We start from the raw sequence: 22,346 nt of genomic DNA, 5'->3' as shown, positions 1-22,346 counted from the left end.
CCGCGAGTGTTCACGCAGTCGGCAGACGGCCGCCATCCCCAGGTCGTCCCGCCGTCGTTCCCAGACCTCCGCTCGTCGATCTCAGTCCTCTGCGCCGTCGTCCACGCCGCGGAGCACCCGGGCCGGTGAGCCCACCACGAGGGCACGGGCGGGGACATCCTTGGTCACGACGGAGGCCGCGGCGATCACTGCGTCGTCACCGATGGTGACCCCCGGCAGGATCGTCACATTGGCACCGATCCACACGTTGCGGCCGATCGTGACACCGGCGGGGATCAGGTCCCCGCGGCGTGAGGGGACCAGATCATGGTTCAAGGTGGCGATGACGGTGTTGTGGCCGATCAGGCAGTCGTCGCCGATGTCGATCCCTCCCTGGTCCTGGAAGCGGCAGCCGGCGTTGAGGAACACCCGCTCGCCGAGCCGGATGTTCTTGCCGAAGACGCTGGTGAACGGCGGGAAGAGGGTGACGGTCTCCACCACCTCGCGTCCTGTGAGCGCGCTGAGCAGCTCACGCACCCGGGCCGGCTCGTGGTAGGCGCCGTTGAGCTCGCCCGTGATCTGCAGCGCCTCCTGGCTGGTCTCGTGCATGACGGCATGCAGCGGGGAGCCCGCGGGGATCCTCTCACCGGCGTCGAGAGCTGCGAGCAGGTCGGTGAGGGTCATGTCCGGGGCCTTTCGAAGGATTGTTCCCGGCGTGATGCCAGGAGGTTCGCGACCGGGTGCTGACGGACCTCTCCGCGCTGATTCCGGGTCAGAGGTGCACGATCTCCCCTCAGCATCCGCCCCTCATCATCGCCGACCGGCCGCCCTCCGGGCGAACTGCGGCCCCGCCCCGGACGGATCCGGGACGGGGCCGCGGGCGGCGACGATCCTCAGGGCAGGACGACGAGTGCCTGCACCGGGGCGTGGTCCGAGGGGAAGCGGCCGTCCTTGCCGGTGCTGACGTTGAGGGCGGCGCGGAGCGTGGTGACGTCGTCCGTGGTCAGCACCCAGTCGATGCGATCGCCGTCCGCGACGGGCTCCTCGTAGCCGGGGAAGGTGCCCCATGCCGTCGTCACCTGCTCCTCGGCGACGTCCCAGGTGTCGACCGTCGGCCCCTCGGCGACCAGGGTGGAGTAGGCACCGGAGTCATGGGCGGCGGAGTTGAAGTCGCCGGTCACCAGGGTGGGCAGCTGATCGAGCTCTCCGCCGTCGAAGAGGTCGATCATCGCCTGGGCGCTCTTGATGCGCGCGGGCTCGGACTGGTGGTCGAAATGGGTGTTGATCATCGCGAACTCCTCGCCGGTGGTCAGATCGCGCATCCTCGCCCACACCACGATGCGGGTGACGGTGTTGCCCCAGGTGGCGGAGCCGATCACCTCCGGGGTGTCGGAGAGCCAGAACTGGTCCCACTCCAGCACCTCGAGGCGGGTCGCGTCGTAGAAGATCGCGGAGTACTCGCCGCGACTGCCGCCGTCGCGGCCGTAGCCGATGCTGCGGTGCCTCGGCAGCGCCTCCTCGATCACGGTGAGCTGTGAGTAGAGCGCCTCCTGGATGCCGAGCAGGGTGGGCTGCTCGCGCTCGAGCAGGTCGATCACCAGCGGCCGACGGTCCGGCCAGTGATCCGCGTCGCCGGGCTGGGTGTCGCCGGAGGCCGAGCGGTCGTAGCGGATGTTGAAGCTCATCACGTGCAGCTGACCGCGCTTCGCCCTGCCGATCAATGCCCGGCCGTGGCCCCGGGCCTCGGCCGGGGCGGGGACTGCGGCGAGCGCTGCGCCGCCGATGGCGGCGGCACCGAGGCCGGAGAGGACGGCGCGACGGTCGAGGGTGCGGGACATGGTGAGCTCCTGGTGGTCGGGGACGGAGGCCGAGCTCACCGTAGGGGTGCCCCGCGGGAGGGACGAGCGGGTACGTCCGATGCGGGGCGAGATGTCACCGGTTCGTCGACCCGACGTCATCCGGGCCAGGCATCGTCACCCGCCGACGGGCGTCATGACCTCGAGGCGGTTCCCGAAGGGGTCACGCGCATGGAATCGCAGGAATCCTTCGAAGCTGTCCCGTTCGGCCCAGGAGACCTCGCAGCCGACATCCTCGATCCGGGTGGCCATCGCCTCGAGCTCCTCGAGGGAGTCGACCACCAGCGCGGGATGCGCCTTCTTCGCCGGGACGAACGGCTCCTCGACCCCGAGGTGGATCTCCGCGGTGATCCGCTCGCGGTCGAGGCTCCGGAACCAGCAGCCACCCCGACCGGCGAGCGCGGCAGGCTTGGCGACCTCGATGAGGCCGACGGCGTCGCGGTAGAACAGCCGCGCGGCCTCCTCCCCGCTGCGGGGCATCGAGACCTGGACATGGTGCAGCAGCACGACGACACCTCCTCTATCTTGACGTCAAGATATCAGGGAGGGCGCGGGACCGCTGCGCTGCAGGCGGCCGGAGTTCTCGATGAGGTGCCCGACGGTGCGCAGGTCATCGAGCGCCGCCGACGAGAGCACGCGGGCGAGTCGCCGAGGACGGTGTGCGACCGCTCCCACGGGCAGCGACCTGCCGGCTCCCGGAACGGCCCGCTAGCCTGGAGCCCTCAGCGGCGAGGCGAGGCGCACGAGGAGCGGACCTGCCGATCAGCCCCGTCCCCCGTCCCTCGAAGGAGACTCCCCATGCCCCTGTCCGATCTGCTCGATCACGACGCCCGCCTGGAGAAGGTCGCAGAAGGCTTCACCTGGACCGAGGGGCCCGCCTGGATCGCGGCGCGGGGTGTGCTGCGGTTCAGCGACATCCCCGGCGATCGTGTGCTGGAGTTCCACGAGGACGACGGCAGCACGCATGAGCTGAGCACCGGTGCCGAGTTCACCAACGGCCGCACGGTCGCCCCGGACGGCACCGTCATCGAGTGCTCCCACGGTCGTCGCGCCGTCCAGATCGACCGGGCCGCGTCGATCCCTCGCCCGCCCGAGGGCGATGGTGCCTACGCCCCGGAGGTCCTGGCGGACCGCTTCGGCGCAGCACGGCTGAACTCCCCCAATGACGTGGTCGTGAGGTCCGACGGGACGATCTGGTTCACCGACCCCTCCTACGGGATCATGCGCCCCGAGGAGGGGCACGCGGGTGAGGAGGAGTACGGGGACCGGTACGTCTTCCGCTTCGATCCCCGAGATGGCACGCTCACCCCGGTGGTGATCGACATCGAGGCCCCGAACGGCCTCGCCTTCTCCCCCGACGAGAGCATCCTGTACGTCTCGGACTCCTCGCTCTCCCCCGCCGGCGAGGAGAACCCTGCACGGCCCGCCGGGCATTCGATCCACGCCTACGACGTGGTCGAGGGACGGCATGCGAAGAACGGCCGGCCCCTCGTCGAGGTGGGTCCCGGGCTGCCGGACGGCTTCCGCGTCGATGAGCACGGGAACCTCTGGTCCTCCTCTCTCACCGGGATCCAGGTCTTCACCCCGGACGGCGAGAAGCTCGGGGAGATACCGGTCCCGGAGAAGGTCGCCAACTGCTGCTTCGGCGGCCACGACGGCCGGACGCTGTACATCTGCGCCTCGACCGGCCTCTACCGGATCCGCACCCTGACCACGAACGCCCGGGCCGTCAGCCGGTGACGGCGCCGCCGGGTGACCGATCCCGTCTCCCCGGCGATCCAGACATACAGCTCCGGGTCGCCCCGCGCCTCACGGGACCAGCGCGCGACCGCGGCGCGGACCTCGGAGAGCAGGGCGTCGGGGCCGGCGTGAACCGATCGCACAGCGGCCGCCGTCGCCGCCTGAGCGGTCACCCCTGTGCGAGGACCTCCTCGATCACGGTCGCGGCCTGCTCGATCTCGGCCGCAGTGGTCCCCCGGCCCAGCGTGAGACGGACCGCGGTCTGGGCGACCTCGTCCGGGATGCCCAGGGCCGTGAGCACGTGGGAGGGCTCGTCGCTGCCGGCGGCGCAGGCCGATCCGCTGGAGGCGATGACTCCGCGCTCGGCGAGGTCCAGCACGATCGACTCCCCGCTGCGGCCGGGCATGCAGAAGGAGGCGTGCCCGGGCAGCCGCGCGTCGGGATGATCGATCCCCGGCCCGGTCAGCAGCACGCCTGAGCGGGCCGCGAGCACGCGCCGGACCAGGCGATCGCGCAGCGGCCCCAGCCGCGCAGCCGTCTCGAGGCGCTCGGACTCGGCCAGCTCGAGCGCGACGGCGAGCGCGACGGCGAAGGCGACGTTCTCCGTGCCGGAACGTCGGCCGTTCTCCTGCCCGCCACCGTGCACCAGCGGCTCGAGGGGATGCCTGCCCCGGATCATCGCGAGCCCGGACCCCTTGGGCGCGCCGAGCTTGTGACCGGACAGCGTCAGCGCGTCCGCACCGAGACCCTGGAGGTCGACCTGGCCGGCGGCCTGGACAGCGTCGGTGTGCAGGAGCGCGCCGGAGGCATGGGCGATCTCGGCGATCGCGCGGATGTCGTGGATCGTGCCGATCTCGTTGCCCGCCAGGGCGAGCGAGACCAGCGTCGTGTCCTCACGCAGCACGGCCCGCAGCGCTTCCGGGCTCACCGAGCCGTCGGCGGCCACCTGGACGAAGGCGACCTCGAAGCCGTGGACGCGGCGCAGGAAGTCGATGCTCTGCAGCACCGCCTCGTGCTCGGTGGCAGCGGTGACCAGATGTCGGCCGCGTGGAGCGCCGAGGGCGAGTCCCTTGATCGCGAGGTTCGCCGCCTCGGTGCCGCCGGCGGTGAAGACGATGTCGCTGCGGCGTGCGCCGAGCACGGCGGCGGCGCGTGCGCGGGCGTCCTCGAGACCGGCAGCGGCGGCCTCCCCCACCAGATGATGGCTGGAGGGGTTGCCGAAGGTGCCGGTGAGGTAGGGCCAGGCGGCCTCGAGCGCCTCCCGGCGCACGGGGGCGGTGGCGGCGGTGTCGAGATAGAGCATCGGTGGGTCCTCAGGCAGTGACGGACATGTCGAGGCCGAGATCCAGGTGCCGGGCGCTGTGCGTGAGGGCGCCGGAGGAGATGACGTCCACGCCGGTGCGGGCGATGTCCGCGACGGTCTCGAGGGTGACCGTGCCGCTCGCCTCGACGGTCGCGCGGCCGGCGACGCGCTGCACCCCGCTGACGAGGTGCGCCAGGGAGAAGTTGTCGAGCATGATCACGTCGACGCCGCCGGCGAGCACGGGCTCGATCTGCTCCAGGCGGTCCACCTCCACCTCGAGGGTGGTGGTGTGGCCGAGGCGGGCGCGCGCCTGCCGGATCGCCGAGGTGAGGTCCAGGCCCTGCTGCTGGAGCACGGCGAGGTGGTTGTCCTTGGCCATCACCGCGTCGGAGAGGGAGAAGCGGTGATTGACCCCGCCACCGCAGCGCACGGCGTGACGCTCCAGGGCGCGCAGCCCCGGGGTCGTCTTGCGGGTGTCGGTGATCGAGGCTCCGGTGCCCTCCACCGCGTCGACGAAGCGCCGGGTGAGCGTCGCGATCCCGCTCATCCGCTGCACGAGGTTCAGGGCCACGCGCTCGGCCTGGACCACGGCTCGCGCGGGTCCGCTGACGACGGCCAGCACCTGCCCCGCCTCGAAGCGGTCGCCGTCGGCCACCTGCGGGAGGACCGTCACGGTGGGGTCGGTGAGCCGGAAGGCGGCGGCGACGACGTCGATGCCGGCGAGCACGCCCGGCTCGCGGGCGGTGAGCTGGGCGCTCGCCGCGGCGTCGGCGGGCAGGAACACCTCGCCGGTGAGGTCACCCCAGGGGGCGTCCTCGGCGAGCGCTGCGGAGACCACGGCCTCGATCCGGGCGGTCGGGAGCGTGGGGGCGGTGGTCAGCATGCGTGGTCCTCCAGGACTGGGACGGCGGGGATGTCGAGTCGGTGATGGGCGCCGACGGAGCGGGTGCGTGCTCGGGCACGGTCGACGAGCAGTCGGGCGAGGTCGAGGAGGTTGCGGTCCTCGAGCGCGGTGAACGGGTCGGCGGACGCGGGATCCGGGGCCCGCCAGGTGGCGAGGGTTCCGGCGGCCTCCTCGAGCGCGGCCCCGGTGCGCAGGAGCCCGGCGTGAGACCACATCAGCTGCTGCAGGGCGCTGCGGGTGACCGGGGTGCCTCCGGGCGGGACGGCGCGGACGGGGCGATCAGGCGGCACGGGGCCCGTGCCGTGGTCGCTCCGGGCCATCGCGTCCCCGGCAGCTGCGATGGCGATGGCCTCGGCACCTGAGGCGGCACCTGCGGCGCCGGCGGCGGCTGCCGCGGCGGCGGCTGCTCCCGCGCGAGCTCCGAACACGGTGCCCTCGAGCAGGGAGTTGGAGGCCAGCCGGTTCGCTCCGTGCACTCCGGTGCGGGCGCACTCCCCGGCCGCGAGCAGCCCGGGCAGGGAGGTCGCGCCATGCAGGTCGGTGCGTATCCCTCCCATCCAGTAATGGGCGGCAGGGGTGACGGGCACGGGGGTGCGGGACCAGTCGATCCCATGCCTGCGCAGCGCCGCATCGATGGTCGGGAAGCGCTCCCGCAGCCGTGCCGTCCCGATCGCGGTGGCATCCAGCAGCACGGGTCGGCCGCCCTGCGTCCGCATCACCTCCGCGATGGCGCGGGCGACGACGTCCCGCGGGGCGAGCTCGGCACGCGGATCGACGGCGGGCAGGAAGCGCCGGCCCTGCTCATCGCGCAGCACCGCCCCCTCTCCGCGCACCGCCTCCGAGATCAGGAAGCTCTCCGGACCGGCGAGGGCGGTGGGGTGGAACTGGAAGAACTCCAGATCCGCGAGCTCGGCGCCCGCCCGCCAGGCGGCAGCGATCCCGTCCCCGGTGACGACGGCAGGGTTCGTGGTGTGGGCGAAGAGCTGACCGGCACCGCCGGTGGCGAGCACGGTCGCCGCGGCAGGGAGCACGGTGCGCTGTCCGTCGGCCGCGAGCAGCTCGGCGCCGAGCACCCGCCCGGAGAGGACCACCAGATCCACCAGCGCCGTGTGCTCGCGCACTTCGAGGCTCCCTGGCCCGTCGGTCGAGCCGGCGGCGTGCCGCACCGCCCGCGCCAGGGCCCGTTGGATCTCGCGGCCGGTCGCGTCCCCGCCGGCGTGGAGGATGCGCGCACGGCCGTGGGCACCCTCGAGCCCCAGCGCGTACGGGGAGAGGCCGGGCCCGGCGTCGCCCTGCTCGCGGTCGAAGGCGACGCCGTGCGCGACCAGCGCCTCGATCGCCGCAGGGCCCTCCTCGCACAGCACCCGCACCGCGTCCTCCTCGCAGAGCCCGGCTCCGGCCTCCCGTGTGTCCCGGGCGTGCAGAGCGGGGGCATCACCGGGCCCCACGGCGCCGGCGATCCCTCCCTGGGCACCGGCGGTGGCGCCGTCCTCCAGCGTGCCCTTGGTGACCAGCAGCACCTCGGCGGTGAGGGAGGCGCGCAGCGCCGCCGTGAGCCCCGCGATGCCGGACCCGATCACCAGCACTCGCGTCCCGGCCGGGCCCCCTTCCCGCTCGAGCATGCTCAGCGCCCTGGGGTGGAGGGAGCCGGGGTCGGAGCGTGGGCCGGGGCCGGCTTGGCGGCGAGCATCCGCTCCAGCGCGAGGCGGGCGGGCTCGGCGACGTCCGGGCCGACGGTGATGCGGTTGACGACCTCGCCGGCCAGCAGCGACTCGAGCACCCAGGCCAGATAGCCCGGGTGGATGCGGTACATGGTCGAGCAGGGGCACACCACCGGATCCAGGCAGAAGATCGTGTGCTGCGGGTGCTGCGCCGCGAGGCGCTGGACCAGGTTGATCTCGGTGCCGATCGCGAAGGTCGTGGGCTGCTCCGCGTCCTCGATCGCCCGACGGATGTAGTCGGTGGAGCCGGACTCGTCGGCCGCGTCGACCACGGGCATGGGGCACTCGGGGTGCACGATCACCCGCACGCCGGGGTGCTCGGCGCGGGCGGCGTCGATCTGCGCGGTGGTGAAGCGCTTGTGCACGGAGCAGAAGCCGTGCCACAGCACCACCTTCGCCTCGTGCAGGTCCTGGGCGTCGTTGCCGCCGAGCGGTCGGCGCGGATTCCACATCGGCATCTGCTCCAGCGGGATGCCCATCGCCCGGGCGGTGTTGCGTCCGAGGTGCTGGTCGGGGAAGAACAGCACCCGTCGGCCCCGGGCGAAGGCCCAGTCGAGCACGGTGGTCGCGTTGGAGGAGGTGCACACGATGCCGCCGTGGCGGCCCACGAAGCCCTTGAGCGCGGCCGAGGAGTTCATGTAGGTGACCGGGATGATCGGCAGCAGGCCCTCTGCGTCCTCGATCTCGCCGCCGTAGACCTCCATCAGCTGCTCCCACGCCTCCTCGACCTGGTCGATGTCGGCCATGTCGGCCATCGAGCAGCCGGCGGCGAGGTTCGGCAGGATCACGGACTGCTCGGGGGTGGAGAGCAGATCCGCGGTCTCGGCCATGAAGTGCACGCCGCAGAAGATGATCGCCTCCGCCTCGGTGCGGGCCTTCGCGGCCGTGGCGAGCTGGAAGGAGTCGCCCACGTAGTCGGCGTACCGCACCACCTCGTCGCGCTGGTAGAAGTGCCCGAGCACCACCACACGATCCCCCAGCTCCGCCTTCGCGGCGAGGATCCGGCGGTCCAGCTCCTCGGCGCTCGCCTCGCGGTACTCCTTCGGGATCTCGCCCTGGGCCGGGGAGGCGGCGGGGATCGCATCCGCCATCGAGGCGCCGGGGCCGTAGCCCGGTCCGGAGGCGTCCACATCCCACGGAGCGTCCAGCAAGGAGGTGGAGCAGCTGGCATCTGTGGCGCCGCGCGTGTTCAGCTCGCGGAGGGTCAGATCGACGGAGGCGGTGGTCATCAGGATCTCCTGGGGTCGGGCAGGTCAGCTCTCGGTGAGCGGGCCGTTGTCGGTGAGGTGGATCGAGCGGTCGTGGCGGTACAGGCGGGCGGGCCGGTGGCGGCCACCGGTGCGGAACTCGTCGGTGGCCACGAGTCGCCCGGAGGCCTCGATCTGTCGGCGGAAGTTCGCGGGGTCCAGCCGCCGCTGGAGCACCGCTTCATGGACCCCGCGCAGCTCGGCGAGGGTGAAGCTCTCCCCGAGGAACGCGGCGGCGATGCGGGAGTACTCGACCTTGTTGCGCAGCCGCCACAGGGCGTACTCGACGATCAGCGAGTGGTCGAAGGCGAGCTCGGGCAGCTCATCGGCGACGGACCACTGCACGTTCACCCCGACTGCGCCGGCGTCGGCCTCCTCGGGGCGCACCAGCGCCCAGTACACGACCGAGACGGTGCGCTCGGCCGTGGTCGGTGCCCGGTCCATGCCGCCGAAGGCGTAGAGCTGCTCGAGGTAGCGAGGGCTGAGCCGGGTGGTGTCCCGCAGCGTCCTCGCGGCGGCTGCCGCAAGACCCTCCTGCGCGCCGAGGGGGCCACCGGGCAGCGCCCAGCGTCCCTGGTGGGGCTGCCGGATACGGCGCACCAGGGGCACCCAGAGCACCGGCAGGCGGGTTCTGGGATGGGGGCGCAGCGCGAAGATGACGGTGGAGACCGCCAGGGACAGCGGAGCATCCATCGCGACACCTCCTGTTAAAGTCATCGGCACCTTTACTGGTGACGAGGAGGTTAGTTTCCTGGTGACCAGAAGCGGGGACTTCCGCGACGAGGTGTGATCGGCGTCACCGGGTCGGTGACTTTAACTCGGCCCTCTCCGCGCGGACAACGAGGGGATGGCTGAAGACACGACCGCTGAGGTCCACGATCGCCTCCACCTCCACTGCCGCTCCGTCGCTCACAGCGAGACGAGCAGCAGCGTCCCGGTGAACACCGGTCCGGAGGCGATCATCACGATCGTGGTGTCACCGAGGACGGCGCGCATCGTCAGCCCGGCGATCGCCAGCAGCGGGATGGCCCAGAAGGGCTGGATCATGTTCGTCCACTGGTCGCCATAGGCGACGGCCATGAGGGTGAGCGCGGGATCCGCACCCAGCTCGGCACCGGCGGCGCATGGCGCGCGAGCTCCTGGGTCCTGGAGTCATGCACCGCGAGACCCACCGCGGCGCCCTCGGCATCCTCGTGGGTGGCGGGTCGCAGGTGGTCATCTCGCACGGGCAAGACGGCATCGTGGGCATGGGGAGGTCGGGGGCCGACGCCCCTCCCCCACCCCTCGTCCACATCCCTCTCTCGCGCTCGCGGAGCGTCCCTCCGCCCGCCTACAGTGGCTCCCATGAGCTCCTCCCCTGCCGCCGCACCGCTCGCCCAGCTCCGGGACGGCGAGGACGCTCGGGAGCGGACGGCGCTGGAGATCCTCTCGACCGTCTTCGGCTACGACGCCTTCCGCGGGGACCAGGCAGCGATCATCGAGCAGGTCGCGAGCGGCGGGGACGCGGTGGTGCTGATGCCCACAGGCGGCGGCAAGTCGCTGTGCTATCAGATCCCCTCACTGCTGCGCGAGGGCACCGGGATCGTCGTCTCCCCGCTGATCGCGCTGATGAGCGACCAGGTCGCAGCACTCGAGGCGGTCGGCATCCGCGCCGCGTACCTGAACTCCACCCTGGAGTTCCACGAAGCGCAGGCCGTCGAGCAGCAGCTGCTGGCCGGGGAGCTGGACCTGCTGTACATGGCGCCGGAGCGCCTGGTCCTCCCCCGCACCCAGGACCTGCTGCGCCGTGCGACGCTGGCCCTGTTCGCGATCGACGAGGCGCACTGCGTCTCCCAGTGGGGGCACGACTTCCGGCCCGACTACCTCGGCCTCTCGGTGCTCGCCGAGGCCTTCCCCGAGGTGCCGCGCATCGCGCTGACAGCGACCGCCACCGAGGCCACCCACCGTGAGCTCACCGACAGGCTCGCGATGCAGGACGCGAAGCACTTCGTGGCCAGCTTCGACCGTCCCAACATCCAGTACCGGATCGAGCCGAAGTCCACCCCGCGCGATCAGCTGCTGCGGCTGATCACCACCGAGCACGAGGGCGAGTCCGGGATCGTCTACTGCCTCTCGCGCAGGAGCGTCGAGCAGACCGCGGAGGCGCTGGTCGCCCGCGGCATCCCCGCCCTGCCCTATCACGCCGGGCTCGACGCGGCGGTGCGTCAGGACCACCAGGAGAGGTTCCTGCGCGCTGACGGACTGATCATCGTCGCGACGATCGCCTTCGGGATGGGCATCGACAAGCCCGACGTCCGCTTCGTGGCGCATCTGGACCTGCCCAAGTCGATCGAGGGCTACTACCAGGAGACCGGCCGCGCGGGCCGCGACGGGCAGCCGTCGACGGCCTGGATGGCGTACGGGCTGGGCGACGTGGTCAGCCAGCGCAAGTTCATCGATACCGGTGAGAGCTCCGAGCTGTTCAAGCGCAACGCCCGCTCGCACCTGGACGCCATGCTCGCCCTGTGCGAGACGGTCACCTGCCGTCGCGTGCAGCTGCTGAGCTACTTCGGCCAGGAGGTCGGGTACGAGGCCTGCGGGAACTGCGACACCTGCCTGTCCCCGCCGCAGACCTGGGACGCGACCGTCGCCGCGCAGAAGCTGCTCTCGGCACTGATCCGGCTGGATCGCGAACGGGGCCAGAAGTTCGGCTCCGGGCAGGTCATCGAGGTGCTGCGGGGCCGGGAGAACGAGCGCTCCACCCAGTCCCGCCACCACGAGCTGAGCGTCTGGGGCATCGGCGAGGAGCTCGGCGAGAAGGAATGGCGCACCGCGATCCGGCAGCTGCTGGCCCGCGGCATCGTCGAGGCCGAGGGAGAGTACGGCGTGCTGATCCCCGGCCCCCAGGCCGGGCCCGTGCTGCGCAGCGAGGTCACCGTCGAGCTCGCGGTGGACCGCACCCCGCAGCGCTCGGCGCGCGGAGGCGGCCGACGCACCGCCGGCGCCGCCCGCGCAGCCGAGAGCCTCGAGCCTGCGCAGCGGGAGCGCTTCGAGGCACTGCGCGCCTGGCGCACCTCCGTCGCGAAGGAGAAGCAGATCCCGCCCTACATGGTCTTCTCCGACGCCACGCTGGTGGGGATCGTCGAGTCCCGCCCGGAGTCGGTCGCCCAGCTCGGCGCGGTCAGCGGCGTCGGGGCGAAGAAGCTCGCCGAGTACGGCGAGGCCGTGCTCGAAGCGTTACCGTCGGCGCACGTCGACTGAGGTCTTCCCCGGTATCCTGCAGGCATCTGACCAGCAGAGACTTCGGGGGAAGCACCATGTCAGCACCGTCACCGATGTCCCAGGGACCGTTCACGCCGCCGCCGGCGCAGCCGGTGTCGAAACCCGCGGCGCGCAAGAACCTCCTCCTCGCGGGCGTCCTCGGCGGTGGCGGATGCCTGCTGGTGATCCTGGTGGTCATCGCTCTGATCATCGTCTTCGCCCTGCGAGGAGCGGGCGGCCCGGGCGCCTCAGGCGGTGGAGACGAGGGATCGGACGTCGCTGACCTCACCCCCGAGGAGCAGTCCACGGCCCTGGTCACCGAGTACTTCGAGGCGCTCTCCGCCGGGGACGCCGCGGAGGCTCTCGATCTGATGCCGCTGATCGAGGAGACCGACACCGAAGCGCTTCCCCTCGAGACCTACACCGCGGCGCTCGAGCTGGCACCCGTGGCCGATGTCGAGGTGGGCACCCCGGTCATCGACACCGGTGGCCTGATCGACGCGGACGTCCCGGTGACCTTCACCGTCGGCGGCGAGAGCGTCTCGGACACCTACTCGGTGCACGATTATGACGACGACGGAGTCCTCGAGCTCACCGGCACGTCCGCGAACCTGACCGTGCCGGACGGAGCGGAGGCGCTCGGCATGACCCTCAACGGGGCGGAGGTCACCGACGGCCAGCGACTCCTCCTCCTGCCCGGTGGCTACGAGGTCGCCTACGAGGTGGAGCACTTCGCCCCGTCCTCGAGCGATCCGGTGCTCGTCGGTGAGCAGCATTCCCCCGATGAGCTGCCCGAGCCCCAGCTCACCGAGGACGGCCACACGGCCTTCCGCGACGCCGTCCAGCAGTCTGTGGACGCCTGCCTCGAGGAGAACACCTTCCAGGCCGGATGCGGCATGTCGGAGGTGCCGACGACCAGCACCGACGGCTGGACCATGGTCGAGGGCACCGTGAAGCGCTCGATCTCCGAGGACACCCAGCGCACGATCGACACCATGGAGGGCACGCCCTCCTACGACGAGCCCACCTATGTCGAGGGCAGCGGCGTCGGCAGCGTGGAGACCACCGTGGAATGCACCAAGGACGGACAGCGGGGCCTCTGCGAGATGTGGCTCGGGGGCGGCATGAGCATCCCCCACGTCGACATGGCCGATCCGAAGATGCCGGTCACCTGGAGCTGAGCGGAGACCCCCGGCCCATGACCTTCGACGGGGTGCGCGGCACCTGCCCCCGCTGCGGCGGCGACCAGGTGCTCCACCACGTGATCGGCATGCCGGTGCTCGAGGCGCACGAGTCCTCCCCGCCGTGGGTGCTCTGGGAGGGGTGCGTGGGCCCGGGCCCGGAGCGGGAGTGCGAGGAGTGCGGGCACGGCTGGCAGCCGGGGGACGTCGGCGTCGCCGAGGAGCCCGAGCCCTGGGACGACTCCCGGACAGTGCAGGAGCACCCCGGCGACCCCGCGCCCCTGCGCGTGGTGGGAGCGGTGATCGTGCGCGGTCAGCAGATCCTCGCCGCGCGGCGCGCACCGGGCAGGAGCGCGGCCGGGCTCTGGGAGTTCCCGGGCGGCAAGATCGAACCCGGGGAATCCCCGCAGGAGGCCCTGGCGCGTGAGCTGCGCGAGGAGCTGGGCGTCGAGGTGGAGATCGGCTGGCTGATCGGCCGCGGCATGGCCGAGGCGGGAGTTCGCGACCTCCACCTGGACTGTTATTGGGCGCGGCTGCGGGGTGCCGCGCCCACCGGCAGCACCGACCACGACCTCCTGGAATGGGTGGAGCGCGCGGAGCTGGCGGCCCGGGAGTGGGCCGGCCCCGACGTGCCGATCGTGGAGGCGATCCTCGCCGGGGCCCGGCCTCGCTTCCGCGGGGACTGAGCCTCAGCGCACTGCGTCGGGGAACGCGGCGGGCTCGCCCGGCTGCGTGCCGTCGGCCAGGTCGGTCCCGTCGTCCGCGGCGAGCCGTTCGCGCAGCAGGGCCGCCTCCCCCTCGTCGCCCCGGCAGTCGAGAGCGGTCCGATGGGCCGCGGCCGCCTGCTCATGCTCACCGAGCCGGTGCAGCAGCTCTCCACGGATGACATGGAACGGGCGGTGCTCCGCGAGCTCCTCGGCGAGCGTGGCGAGGTCCGCGAGCGCCGCCGCGACCCCCGAGCTCTCGGAGACGGCGACCGCCCGCCCCAGGCGCACGATGGCGGTCGGCCAATGGACCAGCAGGGCATCGTAGAGCTCCACCACCTCCTGCCAGTCCACCTCCTCGTGCCGTCGCGGGACGGCGACCGCCGCGGCGATGGCGCCCTGCAGCAGATACGGCCCCCGCCCTCCGCGACCGAGTCCGTCCAGCACGAGACCGTCGGCGCGCTCGATCAGCTCCCGGTCCCAGCGCCCGCGGTCCTGCGCCGCGAGCGCGACCGGACGCCCCTGCGCGTCGGTGCGGGTCATGGCGCGGGAACGCAGCAGCAGGGCCTGGGCGAGCAGCCCCTGAGGCTCGGTGCGACCCGGAAGCAGCTCCCTCAGCACCTCGAGGGTGCGCACCGCCGCCTCGAGCACGGCCGCGCGCCCGGCGGCGGCCTCCTCCCCCGCCGTCCCTTCGCTCCCGTCCCCGGTGGCCAGCAGCACGGAGAGCACGTCGAGCACGTCCACCAGTCGCTCCTCGAGCTCCGCGCCGACGGGAACGCGGCAGGGGATGCGGCTGAGCGCGATGCGCTTCTTCGCGCGGGTCAGCCGGGCCGCCATCGTCGTCTCGCCGACCAGGAAGGCGGCGGCGATGCTCGCCGTGGGGACACCGGCGACCAGGCGCAGGGTGAGGGCGACGCGCGAGGTCGGGGACAGCGCCGGGTGGGCGGCGAGGAAGATCAGCCGCAGGCGTTCGTCGAGCACCACCGGCACCGCCTCGTCCTCGATCCGCGGATCCGGAGGGTCCTGGCCGCTCGGCACGTCCCACACGAGCAGCGGGAGCTTGCGCTGCAGGCTCGCCCGACGGCGCACGGCGTCCAGGGCGCGGCGCCGCGCGGCGGTCGCGAGCCAGCCCCCCGGGCTGTCGGGGATCCCGGTGCGCGGCCAGGTCTGGAGAGCCTGGGCGAAGGCTTCCTGGACGGAGTCCTCGGCGAGATCCAGGTCCCGTGTGAGCGCGACCGTCGCCGCGAGCACCGTACCCCAGTGGGCACGGTGCGCCGCGTCGACGGCCGCGAGCGCCTCCTCGGAAGCGTCCGGGGCGCTCACGCGGGCGAGGCCTCGTGAGTGCCGGGGTCGCCTCCCGCAGACATCGGCCGCACCTCGACCCCACCGCCCTGCTGGAGGATCGGGTTGCGCCGCGCCACCGCGATCGCCGCGTCGAGATCCGGCACCTCGATGACGTAGAAGCCGACGATCACCTCGTCGATCTCCACAAAAGGACCGTCCACGAGGCTGTCCGCACGGATCGAGGTGGTGGCGTCATGGTCCGCCAGCGGGCTGCCGAAGACCATCACCCCCTCCTCGACCAGCTCGCTGCCGTGGGCATCGTGCGCGGCCATCTCGGCCTCGAGCACCGCGGGGTCCGCCTCGGTCCGCTGGGCGGGGCTGTACAGGAACACCGTGTAACGAGCCATCTGACTCCTCCTCTCGAGGGCGACGCATCTCGTCGTCCTCACCCTGCTGTCGCGCGGGAGCGCCCGAATCGACAGGCTCGACAGGATCAGTCCGCCGCGCCGCCCCACTCCGCCTGGAAGGCGGCGCGCCGCTTCTCCTGCTCGATCGGATCCGGCACCGGCAGGGAGGCGATGAGCTTGCGGGTGTACTCGTGGGCGGGGCGCTGGAGCACGTCCGGGCCGTGACCGTCCTCGACCAGCTCGCCGCGGAAGAGCACTCCGATGCGGTGGGCGAGGGAGTCCACGACCGCCAGGTCATGGCTGATGAACAGGGCGGCGAACCCCAGACGCGCCTGCAGCTCGCGGAACAGCTCGAGCACCGTCGCCTGCACCGAGACGTCCAGGGCGCTGGTGGGTTCGTCGGCGATCAGCAGCTCGGGCTCGAGCACCAGGGCCCGGGCCAGGGAGATGCGCTGACGCTGCCCGCCGGAGAGCTCGTGGGGATATCTCCGGGCGTAGTCGCCGGGCAGCTCGACCGCTTCGAGCAGGTTCCGCACCCGCTCGCCCCGCTCGGCGGGGCTCAGCTGCTGCTCGTGCACGATGAGCGGCTCGGCGATGCACTGCTCGATGGTCAGGTGCGGATTGAACGAGGTCGCCGGGTCCTGGAACACGAAGCCGATCCGGCGGCGCAGGGGCGTGAAGGTCCTCTCCCGCATCCCGTTCATCTCGTGCCCCAGCACCGAGAGGCTGCCTCCGGTGGTGCGCTCGAGGCCCGCGATGGCCCGGCCGATGGTGGTCTTGCCGGAGCCCGACTCCCCCACCAGTCCGTACACCTCCCCGGCGCGGATCTGGAAGTCCACACCCTTGACCGCGCGGAACGCAGGTTTGCCCCACCGGCCCGGGTACTCGATGACCAGGTCCTCCGCGACCACCACGGGGGCTGCGGCGTCGATCTCCTGCTGCTGCTCGCGGCTCAGCGCCGTCCACGCGGAGTTCCTTCCCAGGTGCGGGACCGCGGCGAGCAGCTTCTGGGTGTACTCCTCCCGGGGGCTCGCGAACAGCTCCCGCACCTCGGCCCGCTCGATGATCCGGCCGTGGTACATCACCGCGACCGAGTCGGCGAGATCCGCGACCACTCCCATGTTGTGGGTGATCACGATGATCGAGGTGCCGTGGGTCTCCCGGATCTCGCGCAGCAGGCCCAGGATCTCGGCCTGCACGGTGACGTCCAGTGCCGTGGTCGGCTCGTCGGCGACGATCAGCTCGGCACCGAGCGCGAGCGCCATCGCGATCATGATGCGCTGCTTCTGACCGCCGGAGAATTCGTGGGGGTAGCGGTCGATGGCGTGGGCGGCGTCGGGGATCCCCACCGACTCCAGGGCCGTGACGGCGTCGGCGCGGATCTCCTTCTTGGAGATCTTCGGCCGATGGGCGCGCAGGCCCTCCCCGAGCTGCCACCAGATCGGGAAGACCGGGTTCATGGCGCTGGAGGGCTCCTGGAAGATCATCGAGACGTCCCGGCCCCGCAGGGCGCGCAGCTGGGCGCCGCTGAGCCCCACCAGGTCGGTGCCGGAGACGAGCACCGCGCCGGAGGCCTCCGCCGTCTCGGGCAGCAGGCCCAGCACGGACCGGGCCGTGACGGATTTTCCCGAGCCGGACTCGCCGACGACGGCCACGATCTCCCCGGGAGCGACCTCGAGTCTCACCCCGTCCACGGCGTGCACGTCCCCGCCGTCGGTCGCGAAGTGGACGTCGAGGTCCCGGATGGTCAAGCGCGATGTGCTCTGCGTGTCGGTCATGCCGCCACCTCCTGCTGCCGGTTCCGGCGCCGGCCGCGGCGCGAGCGGCGGGTGCGCAGGCGCGGGTCGTTGAGATCGTTGATGGATTCGCCCACCAGGGTCACGCCGAGCACGGCGAGCGCGATCGCGAGGCCCGGGAACATGCCGGTCCACCAGATCCCGCTGGTCGCATCGGCCATCGCCCGGTTGAGGTCGTAACCCCACTCGGAGGCGCTGGTGGGCTCGATGCCGAAGCCCAGGAAGCCGAGCGCGGCGAGGGTGAGGATCGACTCCGAGGCGTTGAGCGTGAAGATCAGCGGCAGGGTGCGGGTGGCGTTGCGCAGCAGGTGGGTGCCCATGATGCGGCGGTGACCGGTGCCCACCACCTTCGCGGCCTCCACGAAGGGCTCGGCCTTCAGCCGCACCACCTCGGCGCGGATCACGCGGAAGTACTGCGGGATGAACACCACCGTGATCGACAGCGCCGCGGCGAGGATGCCGCCCCAGGCGCCCGACTGCCCACCGGAGATCACGATCGACATCACGATCGCCAGCAGCAGGGAGGGGAAGGCGTAGACCGCGTCGGCCACCATCACCAGCACACGGTCCAGCCAGCCGCCCACGTACCCGGACAGCAGGCCCAGCGCCACCCCGAGGAACAGCGAGGCGACCACGGCGCACACCATCACCGCGACGGCGGTGCGGGTCCCGAAGATCACCCGGGAGAGCACATCGAAACCGGTCACCGTGGTGCCGAGCGGATGCGCGAGGGACGGGGGCTGCTGGGTGCCGAAACGGGTGCCGTCCGCCGAGGTGTCGGCGAATCCGTAGGGTGCCAGCAGCGGGGCCAGCAGTGCGGTCAGCAGCAGCACGCCCACCAGGACGAGGCCCGTCAGGAGCATCCCGCGCTGCAGGCCGACGCTGCTGCGCAGGTGGCTGAGGATCGGCAGGCGCAGGTACCAGGGGGCGTGGCGCCGGGCGGAGACCTGGCTCGCCTCGGCGGCCAGGTCGGTCGCGCCCGGATCGCCCTCGCCGACCGGTTCGGGGTTCGAGAGCGTCATCTCAGTACCTCACTCTGGGGTCGATGAGCGCGGCGATCACGTCGACCACGAAGTTCGAGACCGCGACGATCACGGCGAGCATCATGACGATGCCCTGCACGGCGACGTAGTCGCGGGCCTTCATGTACTCGGCCAGCATGTAGCCGAGCCCGTTCCATTCGAAGGTGGTCTCGGTGAGCACGGCACCGCCGAGCATCAGGGCGACCTGCATGCCCATCACGGTGATGATGGGGATCAGAGCGGGGCGCAGACCGTGGCGGGTGGTCAGCCGGGACTCGGCCACACCGCGGGAGCGGGCGGACTCGATGTACTGCATCTCCAGCGTGCCGATCATGTTCGTGCGCACCAGGCGCAGGAAGATGCCGCCGGTGAGGATGCCCAGTGCCACGGCAGGCAGGATCGCGTGCTCGAGCACGTCGCCCAGGAGCGCCATGTCCCCCAGTCGCAGCGCATCCAGCAGGTAGAACGGCGAGGGGTTCAGGATCGTGCTCATGGTGATCTGGCCACCGGTGGAGAGCCGTCCGGCGACCGGCAGCCAGCCCAGCCCCACGGAGAAGACCAGCTTGAGCAGCAGGCCCACGAAGAACACGGGCGTGGCATATCCGAGGATCGCGACGATGCGCAGCACGGCGTCGGGCCAGCGATCACGGGTGCGGGCCGCGATCATGCCCAGCGGCACGCCGAGCAGCAGCGCGACCACGAGGGCGTACATGACCAGTTCGAAGGTCGCCGCCCCATAGGTGGTGAGCACCTCGGAGACCGGGGTGTTGTCGGAGTAGGTGGTGCCGAAGTCGCCCCGCAGCACCCCGCCGAGGTAGTCGAAGTACTGCACGATCAGCGGGCGGTCGTAGCCGGCCTCGGCGCGCCGTTCGGCGAGCTCGGCCGGGGTGAGACGGCCGCCGAGGGCTGCCGTGAGCGGGTCACCGGTGATCCTCATCAGGAAGAACACCATCGTCATCAGGATGAAGACGGTGGGGATGATCAGCAGGAACCGGATCAGGATGTAGCGGCCGAGGCCGCCCCCCGGCGCTCGCCTGCGCGAGCGCCGGGGGGCGGTGTCGACCTCGGGATCGAGAGCGGTGGTCACTTCGAGATCGGCGAGATGCGGAACTTGAAGGAGGAGTCCAGGGTGACACCCTGGACCTCCGCGGTGGACACCGAGATCTGAGCGCCCTGCAGCAGCGGCAGGGTCGAGATCTCCTCCGCCACGAGGTCCTGGATCTCGACGAACAGCGCTTCGCGCTCGTCAGGATCCTGGGTTCCGCGCTGCGTCGCGATCAGCTCGTCGACCTCGGGGATCGAGAAGTGGTTGACCAGGAAGTTCTCGGTGGCGAAGAACGGCGAGAGGTAGTTGTCCGCATCCGAGTAGTCGGGGAACCAGCCCAGCTGATAGGCCGGGTAGACATCGGCGACACGGTCCTCGGAGTACTGGACCCACTCGGTGGACTTGAGGTCCACGGCGAAGAGCCCGTCGGCCTCCAGCTGGTTCTTCACCGCCGCGTACTCGTCACCGGAGGAGTTGCCGTAGTGGTCCGGGTTGTACTGCAGGCTGAGCGACACCGGAATCTCCACGCCCGCATCCTCGAGGCGCTTCCGGGCGCGCTCGGGGTCCGGACCTCCCGAGCCGTCGCCGTAGAGGTCCTGGAACTGGGTGCCGGAGCCGGGCAGACCCTCGGGTATATAGGAGTACAGCGGCGTGTAGGTGCCGTTGTAGACCGACTCGGAGATCGCCTGGCGGTCCAGCAGATCGGCCACGGCCTGGCGCACGGCCTTCGCCTTCGCGGGATCCGGGTCCTCGGTCTTGCCGCCGTAGGGGTTGGTGTCGAAGTTGAAGACGATGTACCGGATCTCGCCACCGGGGCCCTCGTGGACGGCGACCGCGTCATCGGATTCGAGATCGGCGATGTCGGTCGCGGACAGCGAGCGCCACACGCAGTCGATGTTGCCCTGCTGGATGTCCAGCTTCATGTTGTTCTGGTCCGCGTAGTAGGACATCACCACGCTCGAGGTGGCGGGGGTGCCGAACAGGCCCTTGTACTCCGTGAAGGCCTCGAAGGTGACCAGCTCGTTGATCTTCCAGCTGGTGATCTTGTACGGGCCGGAGAAGGCCTCGGCCGCGACGATCTCGTTGTCGGGCAGGACCTCGTCGGCGGGGAACACCTCGGAGTCGACGATCGGCCCCACGGGGCTCGTCAGCACGTACGGGAAGGTCTGGTCGCCCGCTTCCTTGAGGTGGAACTCGACGGTGAGGTCGTCGATGATCTCGATCTTGTCGAGGTTGCCCAGCAGGCTCGAGGGGCCGTTGGGGTCGGCGATCGCGAGCTGGCGGTCGAAGGTGTGCTTGACATCCTCCGAGGTGAGCTCGTTGCCGTTGGCGAAGGTGAGGCCCTCCTTGAGCGTGACGGTGAAGACCGTGTCGCTGGTGAACTCCGCGGTCTCGGCGAGATCGGGCTCCGGTCGGCCGTCCTCCGAACCGATCGAGGTGTTCAGCAGGTAGGAGTAGCACTGGGTCCACACGGTCGAGGAGCCGTTGTCGTACGCGGCCGCGGGATCCAGGGCGGTGACCTTGTCGGTGGTGCCGACGGTGAGGGTGCCGCCCCCTCCGCCGTCCGACCCGCCGGAGCCTCCGCTCTCGGTGGTCTCCGCGCAGGCGGTGAGCAGGACGGGCACGCCCGCCATCGAGACCAGCATCGCGCGGCGGGTGGGAGTCAGTGCGGCATCGAACATCGGGTCCTCCAGGGGATGAGGGAGGCGCCGCGTGGGTCACGGCGTCGTGAGGGCGGTCACCGCATGTGACGCGGCGCACCGATCGTGCCCTGCACGCTAACAGCCGCGCGGTGCAGGCCCCGGCACCACCCGGTCGCGGCGGATCCCGTGACCGAACCGTGATCCCCCTCTCCTGAAGGGACGACGCCCGCCGGCGGGGGTCCACGAGGCTCTCAGCCCTCCTGCCACCAGCGCAGCACCCGCAGTCCCTGCAGGGTCAGCCAGGGCGAGGGCTCGCCGATCGGCACATCGACGTCGAACCAGACCTGGCCGAGCAGCGCGTGCTGCTGGAGCCAGGTGCCATCCGCCTGCTGGGCGTCCTGGACCATGCCCACCGCCTCCTGCATGCGGGGATCGCGGCGTCCGATGTCCCGGAAGTGGTCCAGGGCTCGCAGGGCGGAATAGATGTGGCGCGGCGGGTACAGGAAGTGGTCCACCCAGGGGCCGACGAGCTCTCCGGTGCTGCGGCGGCGGGTCAGGTTCCGCTCCAGCAGGTACTCCTCCCCCGCCCGTCGGGCGGCGCGGGTCGCGTCGCTGCCACCGGTGTGCCGTTCATGCTCGTGCAGGGCTCGCAGGGCATTGAGGGTGGAGTGGAAGCTGGCACGGCGGGAGCCCTCCGCCCACTCGCAGTTCCAGCCGCCCTCGTCCATCTGGTGCTCGAGGAACCACTGGGCGAGGCCGTCGACGTCGGCTCCCAGCCAGAGCCCGTTGGCCAGGGTCATCGCGTTGATGCAGACGTCGACCTCTCCGCCCCAGTAGGGCAGGGACGTGTCGTACTCCCAGCGTGCGTGCCGGGCGAGACGGGACGCGGTGTCGCGGGCGCGCAGCGGGGCGGCGTCCATGCCCCATTCCCGCAGGGTGGTCAGCGTCCAGGTGGTGGCGGTCCAGGGCTGGCCGGGCAGATCCTGGTGCGCGGGGTCGTCGAAGAAGCCGGCAGGGAAGAAGGCGCCGCCGGCCCACATCCCGGTCGCGGGATCCTGCCGGGACAGCAGCTCGGCACCGAAGCCCTCCTGGGTGATCCGGGCACGGGTGGCCCGCCAGGTCGCCTCCGGGGCGTCGAGCAGATCGCGCTCGACCTGCCAGCGCAGCGCGGGATCGGTGTCCAGGAGCCAGGGGATCACGTCGTCGGGGGTCATCGCCCGATCCTCCCCGTGACGGGCGGCGGGGACAAGCCCGCAGGGGACGACGTCCGCGCC

At 71.5% G+C, this 22,346-nt stretch carries 19 protein-coding genes and 1 pseudogene; 4 read left to right on the top strand and 16 right to left on the bottom strand.

Annotated elements, in window-relative coordinates; genetic code table 11:
• Nucleotides 1–81: 81 nt before the first annotated feature.
• The 3 genes from VF289_RS12895 to VF289_RS12885 all read right to left on the bottom strand — a co-directional run bounded on the left by VF289_RS12895 (nt 82) and on the right by VF289_RS12885 (nt 2,342).
• Nucleotides 82–663 (bottom strand): DapH/DapD/GlmU-related protein, encoded by a 582-nt coding sequence (locus tag VF289_RS12895; RefSeq protein ID WP_330884295.1) that lies wholly within the window; start codon nt 661–663, stop codon nt 82–84.
• 209 nt (nt 664–872) lie between these two features.
• Entirely contained in the window at nt 873–1,817 is a 945-nt protein-coding gene (locus VF289_RS12890) for an endonuclease/exonuclease/phosphatase family protein (RefSeq protein ID WP_330884294.1), read from the bottom strand.
• A 135-nt stretch (nt 1,818–1,952) separates the two neighbouring features.
• A complete protein-coding gene (locus VF289_RS12885) occupies nt 1,953–2,342 on the bottom strand; it encodes a VOC family protein (RefSeq protein ID WP_330884293.1) in 390 nt (129 codons plus the stop codon).
• 291 nt (nt 2,343–2,633) lie between these two features.
• Here VF289_RS12885 and VF289_RS12880 point away from each other — a divergent pair, with 291 nt between their 5' ends.
• Entirely contained in the window at nt 2,634–3,575 is a 942-nt protein-coding gene (locus tag VF289_RS12880) for an SMP-30/gluconolactonase/LRE family protein (protein WP_330884292.1), read from the top strand.
• 169 nt (nt 3,576–3,744) lie between these two features.
• Here VF289_RS12880 and VF289_RS12875 read toward each other — a convergent pair whose 3' ends face one another.
• The 6 genes and pseudogenes from VF289_RS12875 to VF289_RS12850 all read right to left on the bottom strand — a co-directional run.
• Entirely contained in the window at nt 3,745–4,878 is a 1,134-nt protein-coding gene (locus tag VF289_RS12875; RefSeq protein ID WP_330884291.1) for a cysteine desulfurase family protein, read from the bottom strand.
• Nucleotides 4,879–4,888: 10 nt separating this feature from the next.
• Nucleotides 4,889–5,761: a carboxylating nicotinate-nucleotide diphosphorylase gene (nadC, locus tag VF289_RS12870; RefSeq protein ID WP_330884290.1), complete on the bottom strand. Its 873-nt coding sequence runs from the start codon at nt 5,759–5,761 to the stop codon at nt 4,889–4,891.
• Nucleotides 5,755–7,404 (bottom strand): L-aspartate oxidase, encoded by a 1,650-nt coding sequence (locus VF289_RS12865; protein WP_330884289.1) that lies wholly within the window; start codon nt 7,402–7,404, stop codon nt 5,755–5,757. Before VF289_RS12865 ends, nadC begins: the two co-directional genes overlap by 7 nt.
• A 2-nt stretch (nt 7,405–7,406) precedes the next feature.
• Entirely contained in the window at nt 7,407–8,732 is a 1,326-nt protein-coding gene (gene nadA / locus VF289_RS12860) for a quinolinate synthase NadA (RefSeq protein ID WP_330884288.1), read from the bottom strand.
• Nucleotides 8,733–8,756: 24 nt separating this feature from the next.
• Nucleotides 8,757–9,443, bottom strand: a complete 687-nt coding sequence (locus VF289_RS12855) for an NUDIX hydrolase (protein WP_330884287.1) — start codon at nt 9,441–9,443, stop codon at nt 8,757–8,759.
• Nucleotides 9,444–9,659: 216 nt separating this feature from the next.
• Nucleotides 9,660–9,869 (bottom strand): annotated as a pseudogene (locus tag VF289_RS12850) (TIGR00366 family protein); the annotation flags it as partial.
• Nucleotides 9,870–10,094: 225 nt separating this feature from the next.
• On the opposite strand from VF289_RS12850, the gene recQ reads away from it, so the two are divergent.
• From recQ to VF289_RS12835, 3 genes are read left to right on the top strand one after another with little or no spacing between them, the layout of a single operon-like run.
• Nucleotides 10,095–11,990, top strand: coding sequence for a DNA helicase RecQ (recQ, locus tag VF289_RS12845; RefSeq protein ID WP_330884286.1), 1,896 nt, complete (start codon nt 10,095–10,097; stop codon nt 11,988–11,990).
• A gap of 56 nt (nt 11,991–12,046) precedes the next feature.
• Nucleotides 12,047–13,171, top strand: a complete 1,125-nt coding sequence (locus VF289_RS12840) for a hypothetical protein (RefSeq protein WP_330884285.1) — start codon at nt 12,047–12,049, stop codon at nt 13,169–13,171.
• A gap of 17 nt (nt 13,172–13,188) precedes the next feature.
• A complete protein-coding gene (locus VF289_RS12835) occupies nt 13,189–13,857 on the top strand; it encodes a (deoxy)nucleoside triphosphate pyrophosphohydrolase (protein WP_330884284.1) in 669 nt (222 codons plus the stop codon).
• A gap of 3 nt (nt 13,858–13,860) precedes the next feature.
• Here the strand turns inward: VF289_RS12835 and VF289_RS12830 are convergent, their stop codons facing one another.
• The 7 genes from VF289_RS12830 to VF289_RS12800 all read right to left on the bottom strand — a co-directional run bounded on the left by VF289_RS12830 (nt 13,861) and on the right by VF289_RS12800 (nt 22,286).
• The gene (locus VF289_RS12830) at nt 13,861–15,198 is read right to left on the bottom strand and encodes an RNA polymerase sigma factor (protein WP_330884283.1); all 1,338 of its coding nucleotides are present in this window, start codon (nt 15,196–15,198) and stop codon (nt 13,861–13,863) included.
• A complete protein-coding gene (locus VF289_RS12825) occupies nt 15,195–15,566 on the bottom strand; it encodes a YciI family protein (RefSeq protein ID WP_330884282.1) in 372 nt (123 codons plus the stop codon). Before VF289_RS12825 ends, VF289_RS12830 begins: the two co-directional genes overlap by 4 nt.
• A gap of 86 nt (nt 15,567–15,652) precedes the next feature.
• Entirely contained in the window at nt 15,653–17,344 is a 1,692-nt protein-coding gene (locus VF289_RS12820; RefSeq protein WP_330884281.1) for an ABC transporter ATP-binding protein, read from the bottom strand.
• Nucleotides 17,341–18,384: an ABC transporter permease gene (locus VF289_RS12815; RefSeq protein ID WP_330884280.1), complete on the bottom strand. Its 1,044-nt coding sequence runs from the start codon at nt 18,382–18,384 to the stop codon at nt 17,341–17,343. Before VF289_RS12815 ends, VF289_RS12820 begins: the two co-directional genes overlap by 4 nt.
• A 1-nt stretch (nt 18,385) precedes the next feature.
• Nucleotides 18,386–19,471, bottom strand: coding sequence for an ABC transporter permease (locus VF289_RS12810; RefSeq protein WP_330884279.1), 1,086 nt, complete (start codon nt 19,469–19,471; stop codon nt 18,386–18,388).
• Nucleotides 19,468–21,111, bottom strand: coding sequence for an ABC transporter substrate-binding protein (locus tag VF289_RS12805; RefSeq protein ID WP_330884278.1), 1,644 nt, complete (start codon nt 21,109–21,111; stop codon nt 19,468–19,470). Before VF289_RS12805 ends, VF289_RS12810 begins: the two co-directional genes overlap by 4 nt.
• Nucleotides 21,112–21,323: 212 nt before the next feature.
• Nucleotides 21,324–22,286, bottom strand: a complete 963-nt coding sequence (locus VF289_RS12800) for a squalene cyclase (RefSeq protein WP_330884277.1) — start codon at nt 22,284–22,286, stop codon at nt 21,324–21,326.
• Nucleotides 22,287–22,346: the final 60 nt, after the last annotated feature.

It is taken from the genome of Brachybacterium sp. (genome assembly GCF_036379615.1).
Classification (GTDB): Bacteria; Actinomycetota; Actinomycetes; order Actinomycetales; family Dermabacteraceae; genus Brachybacterium.
This window is presented reverse-complemented; position numbering and strand designations above follow the sequence as displayed.

What these genes read in the sequence shown, in the direction of transcription:
- recQ (WP_330884286.1), top strand. Translation starts at nt 10,095, where the DNA reads ATGAGCTCCTCCCCTGCCGCCGCACCGCTCGCCCAGCTCCGGGACGGC.
- nadC (WP_330884290.1), bottom strand. Translation starts at nt 5,761, where the DNA reads ATGCTGACCACCGCCCCCACGCTCCCGACCGCCCGGATCGAGGCCGTG.
- VF289_RS12815 (WP_330884280.1), bottom strand. Translation starts at nt 18,384, where the DNA reads ATGACGCTCTCGAACCCCGAACCGGTCGGCGAGGGCGATCCGGGCGCG.
- VF289_RS12805 (WP_330884278.1), bottom strand. Translation starts at nt 21,111, where the DNA reads ATGTTCGATGCCGCACTGACTCCCACCCGCCGCGCGATGCTGGTCTCG.
- VF289_RS12875 (WP_330884291.1), bottom strand. Translation starts at nt 4,878, where the DNA reads ATGCTCTATCTCGACACCGCCGCCACCGCCCCCGTGCGCCGGGAGGCG.
- VF289_RS12880 (WP_330884292.1), top strand. Translation starts at nt 2,634, where the DNA reads ATGCCCCTGTCCGATCTGCTCGATCACGACGCCCGCCTGGAGAAGGTC.
- VF289_RS12895 (WP_330884295.1), bottom strand. Translation starts at nt 663, where the DNA reads ATGACCCTCACCGACCTGCTCGCAGCTCTCGACGCCGGTGAGAGGATC.
- VF289_RS12840 (WP_330884285.1), top strand. Translation starts at nt 12,047, where the DNA reads ATGTCAGCACCGTCACCGATGTCCCAGGGACCGTTCACGCCGCCGCCG.
- VF289_RS12865 (WP_330884289.1), bottom strand. Translation starts at nt 7,404, where the DNA reads ATGCTCGAGCGGGAAGGGGGCCCGGCCGGGACGCGAGTGCTGGTGATC.
- VF289_RS12825 (WP_330884282.1), bottom strand. Translation starts at nt 15,566, where the DNA reads ATGGCTCGTTACACGGTGTTCCTGTACAGCCCCGCCCAGCGGACCGAG.
- VF289_RS12820 (WP_330884281.1), bottom strand. Translation starts at nt 17,344, where the DNA reads ATGACCGACACGCAGAGCACATCGCGCTTGACCATCCGGGACCTCGAC.
- nadA (WP_330884288.1), bottom strand. Translation starts at nt 8,732, where the DNA reads ATGACCACCGCCTCCGTCGATCTGACCCTCCGCGAGCTGAACACGCGC.
- VF289_RS12855 (WP_330884287.1), bottom strand. Translation starts at nt 9,443, where the DNA reads ATGGATGCTCCGCTGTCCCTGGCGGTCTCCACCGTCATCTTCGCGCTG.
- VF289_RS12890 (WP_330884294.1), bottom strand. Translation starts at nt 1,817, where the DNA reads ATGTCCCGCACCCTCGACCGTCGCGCCGTCCTCTCCGGCCTCGGTGCC.
- VF289_RS12835 (WP_330884284.1), top strand. Translation starts at nt 13,189, where the DNA reads ATGACCTTCGACGGGGTGCGCGGCACCTGCCCCCGCTGCGGCGGCGAC.
- VF289_RS12800 (WP_330884277.1), bottom strand. Translation starts at nt 22,286, where the DNA reads ATGACCCCCGACGACGTGATCCCCTGGCTCCTGGACACCGATCCCGCG.